The sequence below is a fragment of the Robertmurraya mangrovi genome, from assembly GCF_034427655.1.
Lineage (GTDB): Bacteria > Bacillota > Bacilli > Bacillales > Cytobacillaceae > Robertmurraya_A > Robertmurraya_A mangrovi.
On record NZ_JAXOFX010000023.1, the window covers coordinates 33,669 to 58,536 of the forward strand.

General features: G+C 35.3%; 27 protein-coding genes and 2 rRNA genes. 2 read left to right on the top strand and 27 right to left on the bottom strand.

From position 1 onward, the window contains the following. Positions 1–77: 77 nt before the first annotated feature. The 17 genes from fin to metG all read right to left on the bottom strand — a co-directional run bounded on the left by fin (position 78) and on the right by metG (position 16,153). Positions 78–308 (bottom strand): anti-sigma-F factor Fin, encoded by a 231-nt coding sequence (fin, locus tag SM124_RS21725; protein ID WP_322448611.1) that lies wholly within the window; start codon positions 306–308, stop codon positions 78–80. A 154-nt stretch (positions 309–462) separates the two neighbouring features. After that, positions 463–1,023 (bottom strand): aminoacyl-tRNA hydrolase, encoded by a 561-nt coding sequence (gene pth / locus SM124_RS21730; RefSeq protein WP_322448612.1) that lies wholly within the window; start codon positions 1,021–1,023, stop codon positions 463–465. Between the two features lie 158 nt (positions 1,024–1,181). Further along, positions 1,182–1,817: a 50S ribosomal protein L25/general stress protein Ctc gene (locus tag SM124_RS21735; RefSeq protein ID WP_322448613.1), complete on the bottom strand. Its 636-nt coding sequence runs from the start codon at positions 1,815–1,817 to the stop codon at positions 1,182–1,184. 208 nt (positions 1,818–2,025) lie between these two features. Then, the gene (locus tag SM124_RS21740) at positions 2,026–2,982 is read right to left on the bottom strand and encodes a ribose-phosphate diphosphokinase (RefSeq protein WP_322448614.1); all 957 of its coding nucleotides are present in this window, start codon (positions 2,980–2,982) and stop codon (positions 2,026–2,028) included. Between the two features lie 18 nt (positions 2,983–3,000). Next, positions 3,001–4,374: a bifunctional UDP-N-acetylglucosamine diphosphorylase/glucosamine-1-phosphate N-acetyltransferase GlmU gene (glmU, locus tag SM124_RS21745; protein WP_322448615.1), complete on the bottom strand. Its 1,374-nt coding sequence runs from the start codon at positions 4,372–4,374 to the stop codon at positions 3,001–3,003. 464 nt (positions 4,375–4,838) lie between these two features. Next, positions 4,839–5,129 carry a septation regulator SpoVG gene (gene spoVG, locus SM124_RS21750; protein ID WP_003347151.1) on the bottom strand — a complete coding sequence of 97 codons (291 nt, stop codon included), beginning with the start codon at positions 5,127–5,129 and terminating at the stop codon, positions 4,839–4,841. Between the two features lie 224 nt (positions 5,130–5,353). Then, a complete protein-coding gene (ridA, locus tag SM124_RS21755) occupies positions 5,354–5,728 on the bottom strand; it encodes a 2-iminobutanoate/2-iminopropanoate deaminase (protein WP_322448616.1) in 375 nt (124 codons plus the stop codon). A 42-nt stretch (positions 5,729–5,770) separates the two neighbouring features. Next, positions 5,771–6,598 (bottom strand): pur operon repressor, encoded by an 828-nt coding sequence (gene purR, locus SM124_RS21760; RefSeq protein ID WP_322448617.1) that lies wholly within the window; start codon positions 6,596–6,598, stop codon positions 5,771–5,773. A gap of 58 nt (positions 6,599–6,656) precedes the next feature. Beyond that, entirely contained in the window at positions 6,657–7,526 is an 870-nt protein-coding gene (gene ispE, locus SM124_RS21765) for a 4-(cytidine 5'-diphospho)-2-C-methyl-D-erythritol kinase (protein WP_322448618.1), read from the bottom strand. Positions 7,527–7,907: 381 nt separating this feature from the next. Next, positions 7,908–8,081, bottom strand: a complete 174-nt coding sequence (locus tag SM124_RS21770) for a small, acid-soluble spore protein, alpha/beta type (protein WP_322448619.1) — start codon at positions 8,079–8,081, stop codon at positions 7,908–7,910. A gap of 262 nt (positions 8,082–8,343) precedes the next feature. Next, a complete protein-coding gene (veg, locus tag SM124_RS21775; RefSeq protein ID WP_322448620.1) occupies positions 8,344–8,607 on the bottom strand; it encodes a biofilm formation stimulator Veg in 264 nt (87 codons plus the stop codon). A 352-nt stretch (positions 8,608–8,959) separates the two neighbouring features. Then, positions 8,960–9,838 (bottom strand): sporulation peptidase YabG, encoded by an 879-nt coding sequence (gene yabG / locus SM124_RS21780; protein WP_444875451.1) that lies wholly within the window; start codon positions 9,836–9,838, stop codon positions 8,960–8,962. A gap of 176 nt (positions 9,839–10,014) precedes the next feature. After that, entirely contained in the window at positions 10,015–10,893 is an 879-nt protein-coding gene (rsmA, locus tag SM124_RS21785; RefSeq protein ID WP_322448621.1) for a 16S rRNA (adenine(1518)-N(6)/adenine(1519)-N(6))-dimethyltransferase RsmA, read from the bottom strand. Next, entirely contained in the window at positions 10,886–11,446 is a 561-nt protein-coding gene (gene rnmV / locus SM124_RS21790; protein WP_322448622.1) for a ribonuclease M5, read from the bottom strand. Before rnmV ends, rsmA begins: the two co-directional genes overlap by 8 nt. Positions 11,447–11,656: 210 nt before the next feature. After that, positions 11,657–12,799, bottom strand: a complete 1,143-nt coding sequence (locus SM124_RS21795; protein ID WP_322448623.1) for a ubiquitin-like domain-containing protein — start codon at positions 12,797–12,799, stop codon at positions 11,657–11,659. A 283-nt stretch (positions 12,800–13,082) separates the two neighbouring features. Beyond that, the gene (locus SM124_RS21800; RefSeq protein WP_322448624.1) at positions 13,083–13,850 is read right to left on the bottom strand and encodes a TatD family hydrolase; all 768 of its coding nucleotides are present in this window, start codon (positions 13,848–13,850) and stop codon (positions 13,083–13,085) included. A gap of 344 nt (positions 13,851–14,194) precedes the next feature. Next, a complete protein-coding gene (metG, locus tag SM124_RS21805) occupies positions 14,195–16,153 on the bottom strand; it encodes a methionine--tRNA ligase (RefSeq protein WP_322448625.1) in 1,959 nt (652 codons plus the stop codon). 673 nt (positions 16,154–16,826) lie between these two features. Between metG and abrB the strand changes: the two genes are divergently transcribed. Then, complete coding sequence (gene abrB / locus SM124_RS21810; RefSeq protein WP_322448626.1) at positions 16,827–17,111, top strand: transition state genes transcriptional regulator AbrB; 285 nt, start codon at positions 16,827–16,829, stop codon at positions 17,109–17,111. Positions 17,112–17,155: 44 nt separating this feature from the next. Here the strand turns inward: abrB and rsmI are convergent, their stop codons facing one another. From rsmI to SM124_RS21850, 8 genes are all read right to left on the bottom strand, one after another. Beyond that, on the bottom strand, positions 17,156–18,031 hold the full coding sequence (gene rsmI / locus SM124_RS21815; protein WP_322448627.1) for a 16S rRNA (cytidine(1402)-2'-O)-methyltransferase: 876 nt from the start codon (positions 18,029–18,031) through the stop codon (positions 17,156–17,158). A 41-nt stretch (positions 18,032–18,072) separates the two neighbouring features. Next, positions 18,073–18,822 (bottom strand): tRNA1(Val) (adenine(37)-N6)-methyltransferase, encoded by a 750-nt coding sequence (locus SM124_RS21820; protein ID WP_322448628.1) that lies wholly within the window; start codon positions 18,820–18,822, stop codon positions 18,073–18,075. Between the two features lie 125 nt (positions 18,823–18,947). Continuing rightward, the gene (gene yabA, locus SM124_RS21825) at positions 18,948–19,322 is read right to left on the bottom strand and encodes a DNA replication initiation control protein YabA (RefSeq protein WP_322448629.1); all 375 of its coding nucleotides are present in this window, start codon (positions 19,320–19,322) and stop codon (positions 18,948–18,950) included. A gap of 13 nt (positions 19,323–19,335) precedes the next feature. Beyond that, on the bottom strand, positions 19,336–20,163 hold the full coding sequence (locus SM124_RS21830; protein WP_322448630.1) for a PSP1 domain-containing protein: 828 nt from the start codon (positions 20,161–20,163) through the stop codon (positions 19,336–19,338). Continuing rightward, positions 20,156–21,163, bottom strand: coding sequence for a DNA polymerase III subunit delta' (holB, locus tag SM124_RS21835; RefSeq protein WP_322448631.1), 1,008 nt, complete (start codon positions 21,161–21,163; stop codon positions 20,156–20,158). The genes SM124_RS21830 and holB overlap by 8 nt, the downstream gene beginning before the upstream one ends. Before the next feature lie 42 nt (positions 21,164–21,205). Continuing rightward, on the bottom strand, positions 21,206–21,535 hold the full coding sequence (darA, locus tag SM124_RS21840) for a cyclic di-AMP receptor DarA (protein WP_322448632.1): 330 nt from the start codon (positions 21,533–21,535) through the stop codon (positions 21,206–21,208). Between the two features lie 294 nt (positions 21,536–21,829). Continuing rightward, positions 21,830–22,471: a dTMP kinase gene (tmk, locus tag SM124_RS21845; protein WP_322448639.1), complete on the bottom strand. Its 642-nt coding sequence runs from the start codon at positions 22,469–22,471 to the stop codon at positions 21,830–21,832. A 2-nt stretch (positions 22,472–22,473) separates the two neighbouring features. Beyond that, the gene (locus tag SM124_RS21850) at positions 22,474–23,937 is read right to left on the bottom strand and encodes an aminotransferase class I/II-fold pyridoxal phosphate-dependent enzyme (RefSeq protein ID WP_322448633.1); all 1,464 of its coding nucleotides are present in this window, start codon (positions 23,935–23,937) and stop codon (positions 22,474–22,476) included. Between the two features lie 232 nt (positions 23,938–24,169). Here SM124_RS21850 and SM124_RS21855 point away from each other — a divergent pair, with 232 nt between their 5' ends. Next, on the top strand, positions 24,170–24,388 hold the full coding sequence (locus SM124_RS21855) for a sigma factor G inhibitor Gin (RefSeq protein WP_407691438.1): 219 nt from the start codon (positions 24,170–24,172) through the stop codon (positions 24,386–24,388). Positions 24,389–24,506: 118 nt separating this feature from the next. Here the strand turns inward: SM124_RS21855 and rrf are convergent. Beyond that, a 5S ribosomal RNA gene (gene rrf, locus SM124_RS21860) occupies positions 24,507–24,623 on the bottom strand. Positions 24,624–24,741: 118 nt separating this feature from the next. Further along, a 23S ribosomal RNA gene (locus SM124_RS21865) occupies positions 24,742–24,868 on the bottom strand; the annotation flags it as partial.

Consider the following 24,868-nt stretch of genomic DNA (forward strand, 5'->3'; position numbering starts at 1 on the left):
TAACAAGTTTTATATTTCAATCATTTTATCTGATAACGGAAAAACGCTTTGGAGTACTAGTCCAAAGCTTTTATTAACTAATGAATAAGGTAATCGTATTGATGTAAATCTGGATTTCTCTGATATGATTCCTGACAATCTTCACATATAGATTTAACTTTTATATTTCCTGATTGATCATAATCAACCATATCTAACCGTTCTTCGTCGGTCAACATATTAATTCCTAACTGATGAGAGTGAACCGATAAATGATCGATTGTCCCCATGTTTACCCCACAATGGCGGCATTGGTAATTTATGGCCATGCCAGTCCCTCCATAACAATATTATATTGTTAGTAATAACCGATGTGGAGGTACTTTATTCATATTTACACAACCGTATTGATAAGGATAAAAATATTAAAGCTTCAAATATGTATAACTAATTGATATGCTTCAGATTTCCATTCATGAAGAATCATTGATTGTATTCATTCATTACTTTTAAAAAAGAGTCCTTAAACCAATCTTCACATGCTTTAGCACATGTTGTAATAACTCCTTCAAGTACATCTTGTTCTTCTTTAGTAAACCTACCTAGAACGTAATCACTAACCTTCATCCCGTTTGTCGGGCGATCGATACCAATTCTTATCCTGTTAAAGTTCTGGGTTCCAACATGTGCGATAGTAGATTTAATCCCATTATGGCCTCCAGCACTTCCTTTTTGACGTAAGCGTATTTTACCTACAGGCAAATCCAAATCATCATAAATAACGACTAAATCCTCAACATCAATATCAAAGTAGTCCATAACCGCTCTTATTGATTCTCCAGATAAGTTCATATAGGTAAGCGGCTTTAGTAAAAAGACCCTCTCTCCATTTACATATCCCACTCCATAGACTCCTTTAAACTTTGATTGATCAAGTGGAATATTAAGCCTATCTGACAATTTATCAATAACCTCAAAGCCAATATTATGTCTAGTTTGGTCATATTGTTTTCCCGGATTACCTAAGCCTACAATTAATTTCATATTCCCATCCCTTTAAAAAAGCACTAGCACTTATCTTGTTCTAAAGTTAGGTGCCTTTACTATACATTTTATATACAAACTACAAAAGGGGCTGGCCAATCATATTCTTGGCCAGTCCCTAAGTTTCATTTATGATTCACTACTGAACTAAGTTTAGCTTATCCTTCAGAAGGTTCTGTTTCTCTTCCTTCTTCATTGTCTGGAGTACCAGGCTCTTGCTCTTCACCTGAATTAATTTCTTCCTCTTGCTTAGGAGGTAAAATAGAAACAATGGTTTCTTCTTCATCATGATTGATATGAACACCATATTGTCCTTTAATATCTCCTATTGAGATGGTCTCTCCCACTTGTAAATTCGTTATGTCGACTTCAATTGCTGGAGGGATATCTCCTGGTTTTGCCGTAATAGAAAGCTCATGTAAAGGCTGCTGAGCCACTCCACCATCTTTAACCCCTGCAGACTCTCCTACTAAAACCACTCGAACATTAGCATTGATTTCTTGTGACATATCAACTGCCAATAAATCTACATGAAGAACTTCATGTTTAATAGGATCCACTTGAAAGTCACTTAAGATAACATTATGCTTTTGACCATCTAAATCTAAAGAAATAACTCCGTTTCTTCCAACTTCACGCATGGTTTTTGTAAAATCTGCGTTACTAATGTATACGGATTTACTTTCAAGTTTTGTCCCATATACAACAGCAGGTATATTACCTTGTCGGCGTAAACTAGTTAAATTTGAATTTTTAAATTCTGTTCTTTGTTTTGCTTGTAATACAGTACTCAATGTTTGTTGTCCCCTTCCTGATTTTAGGTCAAAGTCTGTCTAATAAAAAAATGCCCCAAAACAAGAAGGTCTAAACATAAAAGTATTTATTACTTGGACAAGTTTTTTGGTGATCTGAGTATTGCCCGTTGATTTTCCGCTCTAAGGTAGCTGAAATGAGCATAAGGCTTGCTACTGGAGCAAGCCTAATTATTTATTATTGATTTTATTAATCAAATAAAGTACTTACAGATTGCTCTTCGTGGACACGGATGATAGCTTCACCGATTAAAGGAGCAACGGATAGCTCAAGTATTTTCTTTGATTTCTTTTCTTCTGGTAAACGAATAGAGTTTGTTACAACTAGCTCTTTAATTTTTGAGTTTTCAATTCTCTCAATAGCTGGTCCTGAAAGTACCGGATGTGTACAACAAGCGTAAACCTCTGCTGCACCGTTTTCAACTAATGCATTAGCAGCTAGAGTGATTGTACCTGCTGTATCAATAATGTCGTCGATTAAAATAGCAATTTTCCCTTCAATGTTACCAACGATGTTCATTACCTCAGCAACATTTGGTTTTGGTCTACGTTTATCAATAATAGCAATCGGAGCTTTTAGACGCTCTGCCATTTTACGAGCACGTGTTACTCCACCATGGTCTGGAGATACAATAACGATATCACCGTTTAATCCTTTTTCACCAAAATGCTGAGCTAGAATAGGCACACCCATTAAGTGATCAATTGGAATATCAAAGAATCCTTGGATTTGCGGAGCATGTAAATCAAGAGTGATTACACGTGTTGCTCCAGCCGTTTCTAATAGGTTAGCTGCTAATTTAGCTGTAATTGGTTCACGCGCTCTAGCTTTACGATCCTGACGAGCATAACCATAATAAGGCATAACAATATTAATGGTTTTAGCAGAAGCACGTTTTAGAGCATCAATCATAATTAATAATTCCATTAAATGTTCATTTACCGGTGAGCTAGTTGATTGGATGACGAATACATCACAACCACGGATACTTTCTTCGATATTGATTTGAATCTCACCATCACTGAAACGTGTAACCGAACATTTACCTAGCTCTACACCTATTACTTTAGCAATTTCACTAGCAAGCTCTGGATTAGAATTTAACGTGAAGACTTTTAAATTTGGATCTAAATACTGGTTCGACATTATGGACCTCCGGTTGCTTTAGTTCTTATTATTAATTTTTGCTACGTAATTTTCTTTATTCACTTGGCGAGCACGTGCTATCGATAATGCTTCCCCAGGAACATCATCTGTAATCGTTGATCCAGCCGCAATATATGCTCCCTTTCCAATATGAACTGGAGCGACTAGATTTGAATTACAGCCGACAAATACACCATCTTCAATCTTTGTTAAATATTTATTTTTTCCATCATAGTTAACGGTAATAGAACCACAACCTAAGTTTACATCGGATCCTACTTCAGCGTCCCCAATATAGCTTAAATGTGAAGCCTTACTCCCCTGACCAAAAATAGATTTCTTTATTTCAACGAAGTTCCCTATCTTTACCTGGTCATGTATTTCGGACTGTGGTCGAATATGGGCAAATGGCCCAATATTTACTTCGTTACCAATACTACTATTATGTGCTACTGACTGACGGATGATGGTATGATCTCCAATCGAACAATCCTTCACTTCAGTATTTGGTCCGATTTCACAGTTTTCACCTATAGCTGTACTACCGGAAATAGAAGTCCCAGGATAAATAATCGTATCTTGACCAATTTTAACATCTACTCCGATGTATGTATTCATTGGATCAATAATAGTAACTCCATTACGCATATGATATTCATTAATTCTCTTCTTCATTATTCTTTCGGCTTCCGATAGAGCTACTCGGTCATTAACCCCGAGGGTTTCATCGAAATGATTGGTTTGGAATGCAGTAACGGTTTCCCCTGCAGCTTTTAAAATTTCAATTACATCAGGAAGGTAATACTCCCCTTGAACGTTCTCATTTGAAACTTTACTTAATGCTTCAAAAAGAGCCTTATTATCAAAACAGTAAGTACCCGTATTGATTTCTTTAATTGTCCTCTCTTCATCCGAAGCATCTTTATGTTCCACAATCTTCTCCACAAACCCATTACTATTTCTAATTACTCTTCCATAGCCTGTTGGATCATCTGAATATGCAGTTAAGATTGTAGCTTTGGCTGACTTTTCTTCATGGTGTTTAAAAAGCGCCTCCATTGTTTCAACTCTAATTAGAGGTGTATCTCCACAAACAACAATGGTTACGCCTTCTCTGTTTTCTAACGACTCTTTTGCTTGCATAACAGCATGTGCTGTACCCAATTGTTCACTTTGCAGGACATAGCTACTTTTTTCACCCAATTGTGCTTTCACTAACTCTGCTCCATGTCCAATTACAGTTACAATGTGATCTATGTTAAGTTGAGAAACTTGGTCTACGACATGTTCAACCATAGGTTTACCACAAACAGGGTGGAGAACTTTATAAAGCTTTGATTTCATCCTAGTCCCTTGACCTGCGGCTAAAATGACCGCATAACGATTAGACATTGACAGGCCTCCAATTCACCCTTTTTATGAGAAAAATTTCATAAGCTTTCAATTAAAACGAAAAAGAATAATATATACTCAGGAAAGTCCCTGTATTTTACGTATAAAGATCCTTCTCTTATGTAGTATTATTCGTTTTTCAATAAAAAACAGCCTCTATGAAATTGACTAATCCATATAGAATATATCTTAAAACCATATTTATTTCAAGGAATGATAATAAAGTACAATATATTGTCACTGGCGCTAAACTATTAAAATATAAACTTTTCACCTACTCTTCTCGCATCATAAAAGTTTTATTGGAAAAGAATTTTTTACTTTGAGGTTTAGCCATTTATAAATAGGGGTAAGAAAAAGTGGAAGTAATTGTAACCAGTAGACATGTAATGAAACTACACCAATTGTGATTATGTACATAAAAAAGAGCCTTACTATGAAGTAGGCCCTTGTTGTTCTATATCCTAGGAAGCTCCGGCTTCTTCAAATTCAACTTCTAATTCACCTAAACGGTGGTACTCAGCCAAAACAGCTTCTTGGATCTTACCGCGTGTACCTGAATTGATTGGATGAGCGATATCACGGAACTCACCATCAGGAGTACGTTTGCTTGGCATAGCTACAAATAAACCATTATTGCCATCAATTACACGAATATCGTGAACAACAAACTCGTTGTCTAAAGTGATTGATGCAATAGCTCTCATACGTCCATCAGTATTTACGCGGCGTAGTCTAACGTCAGTTACTTCCATTTTGTTCACCACCTTTACCTTATCAATAAAAATCTAGTTATTAAATTCAACAAAATTTTCAGAACTCCTTCTTTGAAAAGAAAATTTTTTCTAAAAATTAGGTCAAAGTGGTGAACAAATATCCAAATTAGGATAAATTTACCTAAAATCTAGGTAAAAACGTCATTTTTTTCATATTCAAATTACACTAAAAATTATTTTTTAGGCATAAAAAAACTCGTTAATTACTTAACGAGTGCAATCACTTCTATTTCCACTAATGCGTCTTTCGGTAATCTAGCAACCTCTACACAAGAACGAGCTGGCTTATGAGTAGAGAAATACTCCCCATACACTTCGTTAATAACAGCAAAATCATTCATGTCTTTAATAAAGACTGTAGCTTTTACCACTGTATCTAGAGAAGCACCTGCTTCCTTTAGAACTGCTTTAAGGTTACTAAATACTTGGTGGGTCTGCTCTTTTACATCACCATTTAACATTTCTCCTGCTGGTGTTAAAGAAATTTGCCCAGAGCTATAGAACATATTGTTCACTACAATCCCCTGTGAATATGGACCAATAGCCGCTGGTGCTTCGGTTGTTGTAATAACTTTCATTATTTCTCCCCCTAATCATAATTAAAACTTTGTTATAATACTTTAATTATAGAGCCTATCAAAATAATTACCCGCTGTAACTTTAATCGTCTTTTCTTTTAAGTCGACATCTGATAATTGAACTAATGATAAATAATCATCTATCAAACGGTCTTCTTGTTGCTGCGCTTCTACTAGTACAGCTATCCCTGCTACAGTGGCTCTAAATTCCTCTAACATACTGATCATGCCGTTTACCGTTCCTCCGGCTTTCATGAAATCATCCACTATAAGAACGTTTGATCCTTCTTCTAAACTTCTCTTTGAAAGGACCATTGTTTGAATCCGCTTCGTAGAACCTGATACATAATTTATACTTACCGTCGATCCTTCTGTGACCTTGGTATCTCTTCTAACAATTACAACAGGAACATTTAATTGACTAGCTACCGCATAAGCTAAAGGAATACCTTTTGTAGCCACTGTCATAACGACATCTATTTTTGTATCTGCATAAGCAGAAGCTAATAAGCGCCCTGCCTTTTGAACAACGGAAGGGTCACCAAGGATATCTGTCATGTACAAATAACCGCCTGGAAGTAGCCTTTCTGGGTTTGCCATAAGGGCACATAAGTCTTCAACAATCGGTGTTGCTTCTTCCTTTGAAACCCTTACGAAAAATTTCACTCCACCAGCTGCACCAGGAACGGTTTGTAAAGTCCCTATTCCTCTTTGCTCAAATGTCTCTTTTATGATGGCTAAGTCCTCACTAATAGAAGACTTAGCGGATCCATACCTATCGGCGAAAAAAGATAAAGATACTAGTTGTCTCGGGTGCTCTAGTAAATAATTCGTCATATCAATCAATCTCTCACTACGACGAAACTTCATAATGAACCCCTCCAAAAATCCGAATATTTTAAAGTTAATATACCACCATCATACGGATTTAATCAAGGGAATGTCTTTCTCCTAACATTCTAACCGCAAAAACTTGGTCACAGAAACCTCTTAAGCCATTATAGATTCGATTCATCCTTGAATCATGTTGAACAAGTGCAAAGACCGTAGGACCACTACCACTCATCAAAACAGCGTCTGCTCCAAAACGAATCATTTGATCCTTAATTTGAGCAACTTCTGGGTGAAGATTTAATGTTACATCTTCAAGAACATTCCCTATATTTTCACATACGCCCTTAAAGTCGCCCTTGTTAATGGATTGAATCATTTCCGCCGTATTTGGATGGCTAACATTACTTAAATCTAACCGACGATAAACATCAGCCGTAGATACACCAATAAACGGTTTAGCCAAAATGATCCAACAGGTTGGAGGTGGAGGCAGCTCAGTAATCTTCTCTCCTCTTCCTTTGGCAAGAGCAGTTCCACCGTACACACAAAAGGACACATCTGAACCAATCTCAGAACCAATTTCCGCCAACTCGTCTAGAGATAATTGCAAGTTCCATAATTTATTTAACCCGCGCAAAGTAGCAGCTGCGTCACTACTTCCTCCTGCTAAACCTGCCGCTACAGGAATGGTCTTTTCAATCCCTATTTGTACACCCATTTTCACTTGATAACGATCTTTTAGTAATTTAGCAGCCTGAAAAGCTAAATTTCTTTGGTCATCTGGTACAAAACGATTTTGAGAACTAATTTTTATTACATCCTCTGACAACAACGTCAGTTCAATTCGATCCGCTAAATCAATGGTTGTCATAACCATTTCAACTTCATGGTAACCATCTTCTCGTTTATATAAAACATCTAACGATAAATTGATTTTCGCCGGTGCCTTGATTAAAAGTTTCAAAAATTCCACCTACTTTAACGATTTCACTCGTTCTCCATTTTTTGTCCTATTTTACCACAAAATAAAGAAAGTAAGACGTCACGATTTGACAAAGTTCACAATTTATTAAAATAAATCAAATTACATCTATATATAAACACTTTTTTCAAGGCGATTTTGCAATGATTGTGGTTTTAAAAAGAATCTTATTCATGTAACAGGTCAACAGTACACTTTAGTTATAAAGATAAATATAATCAGTTTAGCCGAAAGTTTATTGAAAATTTCATGTTTATCACTATATAAATAAAAATAAAAGGTCCGAAGCAGTTTGCCCCGGACCTTACCACGATGAACTTATGTTGTTTATGACTGACCTCGAATAAATATGATTCAGAAGTTTTACTGGTTCTTCAGTTGTTGCTGAGCAATTTCAATCGCTCTTTTAACCATATTCCCTGCATCCTTTGCTCTTATGCCGCCCCAACCTTCTTTTTGAACAACATCATAGAAACCAAGCTCTTTAGCCAGTTCCTCTTTAAAACTCTCTGACATAAATCCTCTACGTCTACCCAAAACAAACATCCCCTTTCTCACCATGGTATTTATAGTATGGAAAGAGGCCTCATTTTTCATGTGAGTCTATTATGTAGATAATAAAGGGTACCTACTAGCAACGATGAATCTAGATAAAAAATTCTCCCTAAATTAAGTATTAATAACGAAAAAAACTAAATAAAAAAGATGAATAATTTTATTCACAGAAAACAAAATAAGAAAAATAAAAAAGCAGTAAACAATGTTTACTACTTTACGGCTTAAAGCATATATGCAGCAATTAGCTTAAAGCTATTTGTCCTGTTGTCTCTTCGTAGAAGGTAATCTGAACCGTTTCTGTTAAAACATCTGCATAACTGTACGATACACGTTCAAACGAGTTTTCATCCTGATCTAACTCAATCACAAACACTGACGGATATGTTTCTGCAAGAACACCAGAGCGTTCAATAGTCTTTCTTCGACCACCGTTAGCCTTAAGCAGTAACCTCTTACCTAAGTTCGTATCAAGAGCTTTTTTAATATCATTTAACGTTTTTCCCATTCGGTCCACCTCACTAAAAAAAGTATAACACATTTAGAAACAAAAGTCAAAAAAATATAAATTATAACAGTGTTTAAAAATGGTTGTCAATACATTTCGGTCCACAAGTTTTTCTATTTTTCAACAATTTTATGTTTACCTTAAATGTCAAGGATTATGTAATTTATTTTTAAAAAGCTATTTTACGAATAAAAAGGTTAATGTTTATTTGATTCATTCGTCATTTGCAGCTCTGTTGATGAATAACAAGTCAACTGATTTAAAAATAAAGAACTGTTCAAGTACACCTTGAAACTTGCTTTTTTATAAGTAAAAAAATAAACCGTTTATAAAAACGGCTTTGATACATAGTTTATTCTTGTTGATTCGAATTGAAGGGCATTCCTGTTCGAAGTACTCCCTTCGTTTCGATCCCACCTAGCCCCTTTTCACCCGTTAATGTATTTCGTAATACATCCCATACATTAATTCTCTCCATAAACGGGGTAAAACTGATTTTAGCTACTATATATACTGGATCTAGGGCATGAATATTTACTCTAGAAGGAGAGCTAGCAAAATTAGCCCCCGCGTGAATAAGGGATTCAAAGTGTGATTGACAAGCTCCTGCAAAAATCACTAATTGATCTAAGTGAGGAATCTTCTTTCTTGCTTCTAGAACTGTTTGAACAAAATGCTTGGAATGTCTATAAGCATTTATATCGGTCATTTTTCCTTTTGACTTAGAATAAGCGTCATGACCTGTGACTACAATGATATCAGGTCGATAATAATCAATGAGAGGGCCAATTCTTTGGGGCATTTCTTTTTCATTACAATGAATGCCTGTTACAGGTACTCCTATTTTTTCATAGAGACTAATACATTTTTTCAAATAGTTTGGATCACCATCTAAATGAAGGACCCTACCTGGGATTTGAAAGTAATTAAAAGGGATTTTGTATCCACCTGTGGCATTATACTCTTGCTTCTGATTTAACAAGTCAATGTCTTGCCGAAATAATTGATAGGACTGTTCTTCTAGAGACCTGAATTCCTTGGACACTCTCATTCTTTCTGTTTGATCCATAATAATTAAGTCTTCGTAAGGCGCATCCGCAACCAGTCTAAAATCTTCTCCATATAAAATGGCTAGTTTCTTTCCGTTTTCTTCTCTTATATCTATTACACGGAACATGATATCACAGTTATAAGACACTCTTCCGACGACATCCATTTTATTTATATTCACTGGCGTCACTCCACCCTAGCCTTTTCTTAAGCTACTCTAGCCTATAGATGTATCTTTCATAAAGTATGCAATCACCTAAATACTTGTGAAAGGCTAGCTTAAATACTTCCTAATACAAAAAACACCCCAAAAGTTAGATTTCACTCTAATTTTTGGGGTGCAGTACCACAGGGCCTTTATTTAAAGTCTTTATATAACTCGTCACTTAATTTTGCAAACTCTTCAATGGTCAACGTCTCTCCTCTTCTAGTTGGTTCAATTTCTGCTTTTTGAAGAGCTTCAAGAATTTGCTCCTTTTTAGCTTTACCATCTGGTAATTGGCTCGTAAGGTTATTTAAAATGGTTTTTCGTCTTTGAGCAAAACTTGCTCTAGTTATCTGAAAGAAGAACCCCTCATCTTTTAAGGCTACCGGAGGCTCTTTTCTGACGGTTAATCGAATAACAGCTGATTCTACATTAGGCTGAGGGACAAAAACCGTTTTAGGGACAATCATGACGGTCTCCGCTTCCGTATAGTATTGAACAGCAATGGAAAGGGAGCCGTAATCTTTCGTCCCTGGTTTAGCAGAAATTCGATCCGCAACTTCCTTTTGAAGCATAACGACAAAACCTCTAATAGGTAATTTCTTTTCTAGAAGGTTCATGATAATCGGTGTTGTTACATAGTAAGGTAAATTTGCTACTACCATAACATCGTCTATCCCAGCAAATTCTGTTTCAATGACTTGGCCAACATCCGCCTTTAAGACATCTTGGTGTATGACCTTTGAATTCGGGTAAGGGCTTAATGTTTCTTCTAGAATCGGTAATAATCTTTGGTCAATCTCAAAGGCTACAACCTTTTTACTTCTACGAGCAAGCTGTTCCGTAAGAGCACCTATCCCTGGCCCTATCTCTATGGCACCGGAATCTTCTGTTAACTCTGCATGGTCAACAATTCGATTAAGTATATTCGTATCAATAAGGAAGTTTTGACCTAAACTCTTTTTAAATGAAAATCCGTACTTCTCTAAAATTGACTTAGTTCTTATCGGTGTAGCTATATCTTTATGCATCTTGTTCCTCCTGACGAACGATTCTAATCGCATTTGAGAAATCTTCTTTGCTAATATTAAACATCATAAGTCTCTTATGTAGTTGCTTCCCATTAGTGTAGCCTATTTTTAAAAGTCTCCCTAGTTTTTCACGTCTTTCTTTTGAGCCCGGGCCACCAATCAAGCCAGCTAATATTAGATCTTCTTGAGTGATTTCCTCGACAATCTCTTGGGACATAGGTAGAGCGTGACTTAACGCTTTTCTAATGGTTTCTGGGGTGGCGTGTTCGACCCCTACACCTTTCCCTCGCTTATGTAAAGCATCTTCCTTAGGAATAAAAGCATGTTTACATTCTGGCACATGATTCGTTATTTCTTGCCTAATTTTTTGGCCTGGAAAGTCTGGATCTGTGAAGACAATAACCCCTCTAGTCTTTTGTGCAAGCTTAATTTTTTCTATTGTCTCGGAACTTAGAGCAGAACCATTGGTTTCAATTGTATCCGCATTTACAGCCCTTTTAATAGCTGTAGTATCATCTCTTCCTTCAACTACTATGATTTCTTTAATTTTCATGTTTCCTCCGAATAAACTTAATTATTTCAGTTTAGACTTTTTTTAAAAATGTTCAAAAAATTTGAAAAGAAATTGAAACATTTTTGTAATGTTGTTCGTCTATATATAGTGAAGAGATTTATTAATTATCTCTATGTTTGTTTATCTATTGTAAATAAAAATAGGTAAAAACACAAAAAAAGCAGAGGAGAAACCCTCTGCAAAGGTAGTCTATTTTAAAATTTTAATTTTAACGGTTTTTCTTCCCCAACGATAAGCTTCTGCTTTTGTCTGGAAAAGAACATCAATTTTGTTACCTTTAATAGAACCACCGGTATCTCCAGCGATTGCATAGCCATAGCCTTCGACGTACACCTTCGTTCCTAAAGGAATTACGCTTGGATCGACAGCAATTAGTTTAAGATTAGGGTCAGAGCGTAAGTTTATGCCCGCTGCAGAACGACCTGAACAGCCGTTACAATAAGGGGTATATGCAGTAGCTGTAACCATGAATTCGTTGCTAACATTTTGTGTTCCACGTGAAACAGTCTGTGTACTTACTTTTGTTCCTACAGCAACAACCTTATCCTGTTTTTCTTTCACTACTTTTTCTTTAAGTAACTTTCTTGACTTCTCTTTTCCATTTTCAAGGATTACTTCGTATTTTTTTGAAATAAGTCCTTCTTTACCAGTTGTTACCGTTTTCTCAGTTCCTTTAGAGAGAGTATTATCTTTCTTAGTCACTACGGCAAATCTAATTGGTTCTTCCACTACATCGGTGACTTTTTCAACTCGAATGACGCTTACAACGGTTTTTTCGTTGATTGTCTCTTCCAATTTTGGTTCAACACGGTCTAATTCATTTAGTGTAATACCTTGCTGTGATAAAAAGTCAGCGACCGTAGTCGAAGTGGACCAAACACGTTGTTTTTTTCCACCGTTAACAATCTTTACTTCAAAAGCTTTTTCTACTTGGATATTTAGGTCGTTCTTAATGGCTTCTTCTAATTTTGGCTGCACTTTATCGTGCTCGTTCAAAGAAATCTGTTGTTCTTTTAAGAACTCTTCAACAGTATCCGCTGTTGTCCAGACTTTTTTCTCCTCGTTGCCATGTACAATTTGAACCTGTTTAGCCGGTTCCCAAACAACTTCTAGGTTGTTCTTTACCTTCGTGCTCCCTGCTGGAAACAAATAGTCTTCTGAGCGAGTTGAAATGCTTAGTTCGTCGAATAGTTCCTCTATTGTTGCAGCATGTGTTTTGACGACCTTCTCTTTACCGTCTAAATTAAGAGCTACGGTATTTTTCGTAGTTTCATAAATTAGAAACCCAAAAGCAGTTGCAAAAACTACGAAACTAGCAGAAATAATGGCCATCTTTTTCTTACTCAAAGACTTGGATAACAGGTTTTTCATGTTTTGGATTACGATGAAAAACGCCTCCTTTTCTCTCGGAGTGATTATATAGACTATCTTGCCGGCTGTCAACCCTTACAATTTTCCTTTCCTTGAACGTATAACCTATTATGCATAAAGAATAAGAGAAAAGAAAGAGAGACTTATCGACATGGTTATCCTATGTAGAAAAGGAGACATGTAGAACTTTTTAGAATCAGAATATTTTAGGACAACCCTACTTATAAATCGACAACATTCTTTATCAATTTATGCCGAATAACTTTTTCGCATTATCTGTTGTTGCCTTAGCTACTTCCTCATAAGTTATTTCTTTTAATTCAGCAATCTGTTCTGCAACTAGCTTTACTAGACTAGGTTCATTACGTGTTCCCCGATGTGGATGTGGAGCAAGATATGGACAATCTGTTTCTATTAGCAATTTATGCAGTGGGATTTCTTTTGCTACTTCTTTAGGCTTTTTAGCATTTTTGAATGTAACAGGCCCGCCTAAAGAAATGTAAAAGTTCATATCAACACATTCTTTTGCTACTTCGACACTTCCACTAAAACAATGCATAATTCCCCCTACCTCACTAGCGTTCTCCTCTTTTAAAATTTCAACGATATCAGCCGTTGCTTCTCGATTATGTATCACTATTGGTAGCTTTACCTTTTTAGCTAATTGGATTTGTTTTCGAAAGACTTCCTTTTGAATTTCTTTAGGAGACTTGTCCCAGTAGTAATCTAATCCCATCTCTCCTATGGCAACTACTTTAGGGTGACTTGCTAATTCTTCAATCCAGTTTAAATCTTCATCTGTCATATCAATGGCATCAACAGGATGCCAACCTACACATGCATAGATGAATTCATAGCTCTCTGCTAATTCCATTGCTCTTTTAATTGTAGGTCTATCAAAACCAACTACTACAATATTCGAGACACCTTCCCCTTGTGCTCTCTTAATCACTTCTTGTAGATCTGCTTCAAACTGTTCTGCATTTAAGTGGGCATGTGTGTCGAATAACATGTTTAAATCTCCTTTTTTTACAAACATTATTTTTTATTTTCTTATTTTTCATTATTGTTACAAACAATATTTTTTATAATGGCACTTTTTCTAAACTCATCTACTTTTGGCCTGGTCATATTTATACTCACAAAGACTTCTAAGAAAAACACCATTATTATTTCAATAAATCATTTAAATCCAAATATTTGGTAAATACTTATCTTTATTTATGACTCTCTATACAGAGTATCTATTATAAAACCTACTTACTAAGACATATAAAGAAGAACATAAAAATGTTCGCTTTATAAATCACGTGACACATTTTTATGTTCTTTTATGTTCTTAATATAATGCAAGAATTATTTAACTTTAGCACCTATTGGTAATGTTTCATCCACGGTTGCAAGTGATAAAACTCCATCTTTCTCCCCTGCTAAAATCATACCTTGAGATAATTCTCCACGTAATTTTACAGGTTTTAAATTTGTTACACAAATGACTCTTCTTCCTACCATTTCTTCTGGTGAATAGAATTTAGCGATCCCAGAAACCACTTGGCGTTTTTCATATCCAAGATCTAATTGTAGCTTTAACAGTTTATCAGCTTTTTTCACAGGCTCAGCTGCAATAACCTGAGCTACCCTTAAATCAATTTTCATAAAGTCATCAATAAGTATTTCTTCTGTTTCAGGAACCTCTTCTTGCTTTTCTTCAGCAGTAGGAGCAGGAGCAGATCCTTGCATCTTTTCTTTAATATAAGCTACTTCATCTTGAATTTCTAATCTAGGGAAAATTGGATTACCTTTTACAACCTTTGTACCTTCTTTTATGGACCCAAATGGTTCTAAACTGTCCCAAGACATTAGATATTCATCTTCAACATTTAGCTGTGTAAAGATTTCTTTAGGTGTACGTGTTAAGAAAGGTTGTAATAATACGGCCGTTCTTCGTAAAGACTCAGCTAGATGTGCCATTACATTAGCTAGTTCTTCCTTCTTCTCTTCAGCTTTTGCTAAAGCCCATGGTTGCGTTTCATCGATGTATTTATTTGTGCGGCTAATTAGTTGCCATAAAGAAGATAGTGCTACAGAGAACTCCATATTTTCCATGGACTCTTCATATTTTTTTACGGTTTCTTGATTCATTTCAAGTAACTGCTTATCAAACTCACTAAAAGAGCCTTTATAAGCTGGGATAACACCATCAAAGTATTTATCTATCATCGCTACCGTTCTGTTTAGAAGATTTCCTAAATCATTGGCTAAATCAAAATTGATTCTTTCAACAAATCCTTCTGGAGTAAATACACCATCAGATCCAAAAGGAACTTCTCTTAATAAGTAGTAACGTAATGAGTCCAGACCATATCTGTCTATTAATGTAACAGGATCAACTACATTCCCCTTAGATTTAGACATCTTTCCATCTTTCATCAATAACCATCCATGGGCAAATACCTTTTTAGGCAATGGAAGATCAAGTGCCATCAGCATAATTGGCCAGTAAATAGTATGGAAGCGAACAATTTCTTTCCCTACTAGGTGCACATCTGCTGGCCAGTAGTTTAAGTATTTTGAGTCATCTTCTGTCCCGTAGCCTAGAGCGGTTATATAGTTTGATAGTGCGTCAATCCAAACGTATATGACATGCTTGGGATTTCCAGGAACCTTTATTCCCCAATCAAAGCTCGTTCTAGAAACAGCTAAATCCTCAAGACCAGGCTTAATAAAATTATTAATCATCTCATTTTTACGAGATTCTGGTTGGATAAATCCAGGATTCTCTTCATAATACTGAAGTAATCGATCCGCGTATTTACTTACTTTAAAAAAATAGGATTCTTCTTTAACTTTCTGTACACCTCTACCACAATCAGGGCAATTTCCATCCACTAATTGTCTCTCGGTAAAGTATGATTCACAAGGAGTGCAATACATTCCTTCATACTCGTCTAAGTAGATATCACCTTGTTCTAATAATTGAGCAAAGATTTTTTCAACAACCTGCTTATGGCGGTCCTCCGTTGTACGAATAAAATCGTTGTAAGAAATATCAAGCTTCTTCCAAAGCTCTTGAATGCCTTCTACAATTTCATCAACGTATTGTTGAGGAGTTATCCCCTTTTCTTCCGCTTTCTCCTGAATCTTTTGTCCATGCTCATCGGTTCCCGTTAAGTACATAACATCAAAGCCACGCAAGCGCTTATACCTAGCCATTGCATCCCCGGCCACCGTTGTATAGGCATGACCTATATGTAAATTTCCACTAGGGTAATAAATAGGGGTTGTAAGATAAAAGGTCTTCAATTTTTCTTCCATTCTATATTCCCTCCTTACATAAATTGACTAACAGTTAAATCGCAAAGAAAACGTATATTCAATAATAGTCTATTTCAGTGTTGATTGGAGCGGATGGTGCTTCGTTGATTCTTCCCCGTGGAAAGCAAGTGCCAGAAGCGGAAATCAACACTATAGCTTAAATGAGCCTATAGAAAAATAGCTTATAGTTTACACTCGTCATCTTTACCTCTTATATCATCAAAATATACCTAAAAAATAGAAAATGTGCAAGATTATCAACGTTTCATTAAGCATTAGACCATATCTATAATCCCACTGATTTAGAACCCCTTTAATTGTGCCCAAGAAGGTTTAACAAAATGAGATACAGGGTAAATACCTTCTTATGTCGAGAACATATGGATATGTCGAAAAACGCTTGTAGATATTTGTCGAATGAAGTATACGCGAATAATATTATTCTTTTAAATTTAAAAATAACTTTTTAAGTCAATTTGTGAAAAATTAATGTAAACCATTGATACATATAGGTTTTCATATAACCCAAAAATTTCTAATTTTATTGATTATAAAGTTATTGACGTTTTTGGGAATGGCTGGTATTATTAATTCAACAAGAAAATTGTCGAATAATGACGAAACTATAAAAATTAAAAATACATATTCTTGAATTGTGGGAGGAGATTTTGTTATGAAATCTACAGGTATTGTTCGTAAAGTTGATGAGCTTGGACGTGTGGTTATTCCTATCGAATTAAGACGTACATTAGGGATTGCAGAGAAAGATGCGTTAGAAATTTATGTTGATGACGAAAGAATCATCTTAAAAAAATATAAACCAAATATGACTTGCCAAGTAACAGGAGAAGTTTCTGATGGTAACATCTCTTTAGCTGGTGGAAAATTAATCTTAAGTCGTGATGGTGCTGAGCAATTATTAAAAGAAATTCAAGATAACTTTGAAGTGGCAAAATAATAAACTTAAAAGCTTCTCATGAAGAGAAGCTTTTTTAATTTTACCTATTCTTCTATATGATAAGCTTGATAGACATCTCTTTTATTTAAGTTTCGATCTTTAGCTGTCATTTTAATGGCTTCTTTTGAATGAATGCCTTTAGAATTTACATAATAGTTTACATGCTCTTCTATAGATAAAGACTCCCACCAGTTTGTTTCTTCTTCTTGAGGATTACTGTTTCCTTCTATTATTAAGCAAAATTCTCCTCTAATTTCATCTTCATTTGCCCATTCAATGCTTTCTTTCAAAGTGCCTCTTATAAATTCCTCATACTTTTTTGTTAGTTCTCTACACAAAGAGATTCCTCTATCACCGAAATACTCATATAACAGTTCTAAGGTTTCTTTTAACCTGTGAGGGGACTCATAAAAGATAAGAGTGCTTGTTAGCTTGGATAACACTTCTAATTCCTTCTTTTTATCCTTTTTATTTCTTGAAAGAAACCCATAAAAGTAAAATGGCTGAGTTGGCAAACCTGAAGCGATTAAGGCTGTAAGTGCAGCATTTGCACCTGGTAATGGAACAACTGTTATTTTCTGTTGAATAGCAGCTTGCACTAACTCATAACCTGGATCGGAAATAGTAGGCATTCCAGCATCACTAACAAGGGCAATTTTTTCTCCCTCTTTTAGTTTCTCAATAATTTTAGCCCCACTAACTTCCTTATTATGTTCATGATAACTAATTAAAGGGGTCTGAATTTCAAAATAGTTACAAAGTTTTTTCGTATTCCTTGTGTCCTCGGCTGCAATGTAGGCTGCTTCCTTCAGCATTCTAATTGCACGGTAACTCATATCTTCTAAGTTACCAATAGGAGTCGGTACAAGATATAAAATTCCCTTATCATTTTCATTTTCAAAGCTTTTTTGCTGCCACATCTATACCACCCCATTCATAACATAACAAAGCTCGTAATTCTTTACTCCCCTTGACCATATAAAATCGCTTTTAGCTCCGGTGTATACTCATTATCATCATTATACACTATTAGTGGAGGGAGAATTTTTAAGTCAGGACTGCCATCTTTTATTGCTTCTATTAATAATGTATTTGCTTCTCTCCCTAGCTTCGGATATACAAATTGGATTCGCTTAGGCTCAAGACGATATTGTCTCATTAATGTAACTATGTCTAATAACCTTCCTGGTCGATGGACAAAAGCCACCTTACCTCCCTGCTTCACTAGTTGGCTAGAAGCTTTAATAGCATCTTCTAACGTACATAGTATCTCATGCCTAGCAATAGCCAAATGCTCATTCTCATTGATTTCCTCATTAGAAGGAGTTTTAAAATAAGGTGGATTACACGTTACCGTATCGTATTTTCCAAAGCCTAGTTTATTAGGTGCATCCTTGATATCTCCATGAATCATGTTAATTTGATTATGTAGCTGATTGTATTCAACACTGCGAATGGCCATATCATAAAGGCGCTCTTGAATTTCTATTCCTGTTATTTTTCCTCTTGTACGCGTACTCAAAAATAAAGGAATAACTCCATTTCCACTGCAAAGATCGATAATTTCTCCTTTTTGTATAGGAACATATACAAATTTTGCAAGCAGGACTGCATCAAGTGAAAAAGAGAAAACAGATGGACTTTGAATAATTCTTAAATTTTCTTCAGCTAATAAATAATCTAACCGTTCGTCTTCTTTTAGATTGATCATGAGGGATCCTCCGTAATATAAATATAAAAATAGCCTTCCCTATCGTAAGGAAGGCCAAAACTTCTATTTCTAAAATCTTTGTATTCATATAATATTTTATATGAATACAATAAACGTTGAAATGATTATTTTTTATTAAGAAAGGATAAGCAGAATAAACAATCTCCTTCTTTACGCGGACTTCCAAAGTGAAGATTACATATATGAAAACCTTCCTGATACAGTCTAGCTAAGTTATCATATCCTTCACCAATATCCATTACCTTCTCATCAGGAAGATCATTTTGCTTTCTACCCTTTTTATCTTTCTTAACTTTTTGTGGCTCATTACCGGTTGTTTGATCCAGACGACGTCTTAAATGGTTATTTTCTAATTTTAATGAGTTATTTTCCTCAAGTATCTCTGCTAAATGCTCTTTTAACTCACCAAGCTGTTTATATAATTGGCCAATTTGTGCTTCCATATTGCTTACTGAGTCAAAAATTTCTTTATTGTTCACGCTTTCCACCTCATTAATCTGTGGATTGTACCGAAACAGCGCCTTCCTTAGTTAAATCTTCTAGCGTATATTCTAATACACGCTCTTGGTCCGCTATCTCAACTTGAAGAATGCGTTCTAATATATTTAAGCCAACAACCTTCCCTTTTCCTTGAGGCGTTTCAACCCATTCGCCAAGGTCAGGAAGCATTTCTTTAGCTTCTTCATACTCGTCATTCTCATATTTCAAGCAACACATAAGTCTTCCGCATAAACCGGAGATTTTTGTTGGATTAAGAGAAAGATTTTGATCCTTAGCCATTTTAATTGAAACTGGCTCAAAATCACCTAAGAAACTGGAACAGCAGAGCATTCGCCCACAAGGACCAATCCCACCTAGCATCTTAGCCTCATCTCTTACGCCAATTTGACGTAATTCAATTCTCGTTCGAAAAATAGCAGCTAAATCCTTTACTAATTCTCTAAAGTCCACTCGTCCATCAGCGGTAAAGTAAAAAATCACTTTATTACGGTCAAAAGTATACTCTACATCTACTAATTTCATATCTAGTTGATGAGTACTTACTTTTTCACAGCAAACTTCATAAGCTTCTTTGGCAGCCTGTCTATTTTCCTCAACGATTAGTCGATCCTTTTGATCTGCAATTCGCAAAACCTTTTTTAACGGCAAAACAACATCTTGTTCTTCTACCTTCTTCGGTGCGATGACAACTTTTCCGTACTCAACGCCACGAACTGTCTCGACTATAACAAACTCGTCCTTTTGAACAAAGAGATCTCCGGGATCAAAATAATATATTTTACCCGCTTTTTTAAAGCGTACTCCTACTACATCATACAAATGAAGATCCCTCCTGCAATTTTAACACAAGCTGCTCCATTAGCAGCTGTGGATTCATATTTGAATGCAATTTTCTTTTCGCATCAAATATGGCTGTCATTTGTTCAGTAAGCCGCCGTCCGGATGTTTGTAATGCAAATTGCTCTAAGCGAACTTTTTCGCTAAGATAAACAACTTGTTCAGGTTTTCCAAGCTGTATATATAATAAATCCTTAAATATAAGAAGAAGTAAGTTTAAACCTTGATCAAACTGTTCTTTTTCTTTAAAGTGTAAAAACCAATCCTCTTGAAGAGAAACTAAAGCTTCTAATGGATTTTTCTTTAGCACTTCATATAATTTTACCACTATTTTTTGAGCTTGTGCAAACCAATCGTCTGAACTTAGGCTTAAAGCTTCATCCAAATTATTGGTAAGTTGTGCAATAATAGGGGCCTTGTATGGTTCGACACCTAATTCGGTTAACTTTTTAATTAGATTAACAGATGATAAAGGTTTAAATGAAACAATCTGGCAACGAGATAAAATGGTAGGAAGAATTTGCTGTGATTGTTCTGTGAGTAAAATAGCTGTAGTCTCAGAATTAGGCTCTTCTAGAAATTTTAATAGACTGTTAGCAGCATTCACTGTCATTCTATCAGCATGAACAATCGTATAAAGTTTTTTCTTAGATTCTACACCTGTTTTTGCAAACTCACCTTGTAAAGCCTGGATCTGATGTTTCTTAATGGACAAACCGTCTGGTTCAAGCACATGGATATCTGGGTGATTTCCACTATTAACCCTCTTACAATTATTACAAACTTCACAAGGTCGATAGCCTTCCACCGGTCTTTCACAGAATAAACTTTTAGCTAAAATCAGGCTAACTTCTCTTTTGCCAGTACCCCGCATTCCTTCAAAAAGGTAAGCGTGGGCTAAGCGTTCTTTTATTAAACTATTCTTTAATAATTTCATTACATTTGGCTGAACTTCATCTAGCTGTTCCCACGTCTTAACCAAAATGAATCACTCACTTAAAGTTTATTAGTACAAATATACAAATTAAAATTGGTGAAACTGTTCAATTGGTAATACAAAGACTGTCGCACCACCAACAGCTACTTCAACAGGGTAAGGGACATACGAATCTGCATTCCCGCCCATTGGTGAAACAGGTGCCACCATTTGGTCCCGAGATTGGCAGTTTTCTTTTATAATTTGCATAGCTCTATCTACACGAATATCTTCTGTTCCAATCATAAAGGTTGTATTTCCTGATCGAAGAAATCCTCCTGTAGTTGCAAGCTTAGTTGCTCTAAAGTTATTTTCTACAAGAGCTTTAGAAAGACGGTTACTATCTTGGTCTTGCACAACAGCAATGATTAGTTTCATTCTATAACAACCCCTATTAAATTATTTTTGTAGATCACATCGGATATATTTATCTATCTATAGCCTATTTCCGCTTTTATAGATAGATTTATACATGTTAAGAGACATGAAGATTTAGTAAAGAGCTTATCTATATTATAACAATAAATGATTTGGTATTTTATAATTGTTTGTTGTATTACAACACTAATAAGCGACACTTTTCAGCAATTCTTTTCAAATTAAACTAACTTTATAATCCATAAATATAAAAATGTCTTAAAAATACTTTCTTAAGACATTTTCAATATAGGGTTAATTTGATCTGTTCTTTAGAATCTCTTTTATTTTTTTCTCTGCTTCATTAAAGACAATATTGATTGGGTGATTAGCATCAATTTTATATATTCGATTTGAAAACTGATTTAACAGGATATGATATCCTTCTCGAACCTTTTCATGGAAATGTAAGTTTTCCAAATCAAGTCGGTTCACTTCTCTGCTTTTGTTTTTATTAATTCTCTCTAGTCCAACCTTAGGCTCTATATCAAAGTATAAGGTTAAACTAGGCATCATTCCTTCAATGGCAAATTGATTAATACTATACACTTCATCTATTCCTAAACCCCTTGCATACCCTTGATAGGCCAAAGAACTATCTACAAACCTATCACACAGTATGATATAACCTTCATCAAGGGCTGGTTTTACTTTTTCTACAAGGTGCTGTCTTCTTGCGGCAGCATATAAAAGAGCTTCTGTACGGGAGTCCATAGCTGTGTTTTGTTTATCTAAGATTACCTTTCTTATCTGTTCAGCAATCTCAATACCACCCGGTTCCCTAGTTTGAATAACCTTAAACCCCTCAGATTTCAACTTTTCTGTAAGCATATCAAGTATGGTTGACTTTCCAGCCCCTTCAGGACCCTCTATTGTAATAAACATTCCCTTATTCATCATTAAACCTCCAGCGGACTTACAAATGTGTCAGTATATACTTTAATCTTACCTTGATTTAAATACTTTCCTCCCTGAATTTTTGCACCTAGTTCCATATATGTGGATAAGCTTTCTATCTCATCATTAGAAATCCTCTCACCAGGCAATAAAATTGGAATGCCAGGAGGATATGGAATAATGCTCTCAGCACATACAAATCCGAGCGATTCTTTTAAAAGTTTAATTTCTACATTACACTTTTCTCTCTCTCTTAGGGACAAAGATAAAGTTGAAATTAATGATTTATTAAAATAAAATTGCAAGCTTGATTTCTGTTTTGTTGAATTGGTTTTCTTAACAGCTTGTTTAACCTTATAAACAATTTCTTTAAATGGAAAAGATATTCCTTCTTTTAATAAAGGAAGAACAAATAAAACATTATAGGGATCAGCTAGTTCAGTATAGATACCGTATTCTTCTAATACTTGTTGTAACTCATATCCTGATAATCCCATAGTGGATTGTATGGTTATTTTTAATGGATCTCCTTGTCCATTTTTAAAATTCATTACTTTAATTTCTGAAATTGATTTTAACTGCTCTCTAAAAGACGTAACCTCATACATGAGATAGTTTAAGTCTTTGTTTGTGTAAGTCCCTAGATAGCTTCTAGAGATATCTAATGAAGCCATAATTGTATATGAAGGGCTACTCGATTGTAAAATACTCAAGTATTCCTTAATGGCATCAGTACATATTATTTCGCTATTAACATGAAGAAAAGATCCCATAGTCATGGCGGGTAGTGTTTTATGTGCAGACTGCACAACAACATCTGCCCCTAGCTGTACAGCTGATTTTGGGAATGGAGTCCCCACTATAAAGTGAGCACCGTGTGCTTCATCAACCAAAACGGGAATTTGGTAGCTATGCGCATGTTTTATAATCTCTTCTAATTCGTAGACCATTCCATAATAATTTGGATAAGTGAGTATGATTGCTTTACTATTTGGATGTAATTCTAAAGCTTTTTGAACCGTTTCTAACGATATCCCTCCTGCAACACCCCAATCACTTTCTAAATTGGGTCCTAAGAAAACAGGATTGGCTTTAGCTAAATGAATCCCATTCAAGATGGATTTATGACAATTCCTCTGAACAAGGACAGTTTCATCTTCTTTTATAGTAGCTAAAATCATGGCTAGATTCCCTACTGTTGACCCATTGATAAGAAGAAAACTGTCCTTAACTTTATATAAATCAGCTAATAATTGCTCAGCTTCCAATATGATATTTTCCGGTTCGTGTAAATCATCTAAACCCGTAATTTCTGTAGCATCTAACCTTAGAATTTCGTCAAAATAAGGATGTTTTTCTTTAGGGAACACTACCCCGTTTTTATGTCCAGGTACGTGTAGGGAAACAGGAGATTTCCTGTCATATTCTATAAGAGCTTGATAAATGGGAGTTTTATTTTGTTTCATTTAATCACCATAATTTGTGAGTTAATAACATATCAATTTATTTTATCAAATCAGCTAGAAAAAAACACGATTTCACCAATACTCAGTTCATTTTGAATAATAATTTCAAATAAATCCAGATGAGACATACAATGTATTTCAAGTAAAAACATAATATATTAATCAAGTAAACTCATTTAAAAAGTATTCTAAATTTTGTATACAAAGGGATGTTTCGGGGCAGAATAGGTGTATGGAGGTGGAGATTTTGAGTTCGCTAATAACCGAGAAACAAATTGGGGAAGTATGTGTAATTTGCGAGCAGTCTAAGTGGAAGGGATTACACCTATACACTTCTTTTATCTGCACAGATTGTGAAAGAGATTTAGTATCAACAGATACAGGTGATCCAAAATATAAATATTTTATTAACAAACTTAAAAAGATCAATACACCTGAAATATATTCATAAATGTTGTTACCATTGATTCTTAAAAGTCCTTATGAGGGCTTTTTTTAATGTTAAGAAAGTATAAGCTCAACATTTAGACAAAATAAAAAAGAGTATCCAATTAGATACTCTTTCTTAAGCCTGGCGACGTCCTACTCTCACAAGGGGACAGCCCCTAACTACCATCGGCGCTGAGAAGCTTAACTTCCGTGTTCGGTATGGGAACGGGTGTGACCTTCTCGCCATCGCCACCAGACTATGTTATGGAATGACCTTTTCACTATCGTGGAAAATCATAAAGGAAAGTTCTTTTCACTACCGTGAAAAAACATTATTCCTTCAAAACTAGATAACTGACAATCATCATTAAAGTAATGGTTAAGTCCTCGATCGATTAGTATCAGTCAGCTCCACATGTCACCATGCTTCCACCTCTGACCTATCTACCTGATCATCTTTCAGGGATCTTACTAGCTTGCGCTATGGGAAATCTCATCTTGA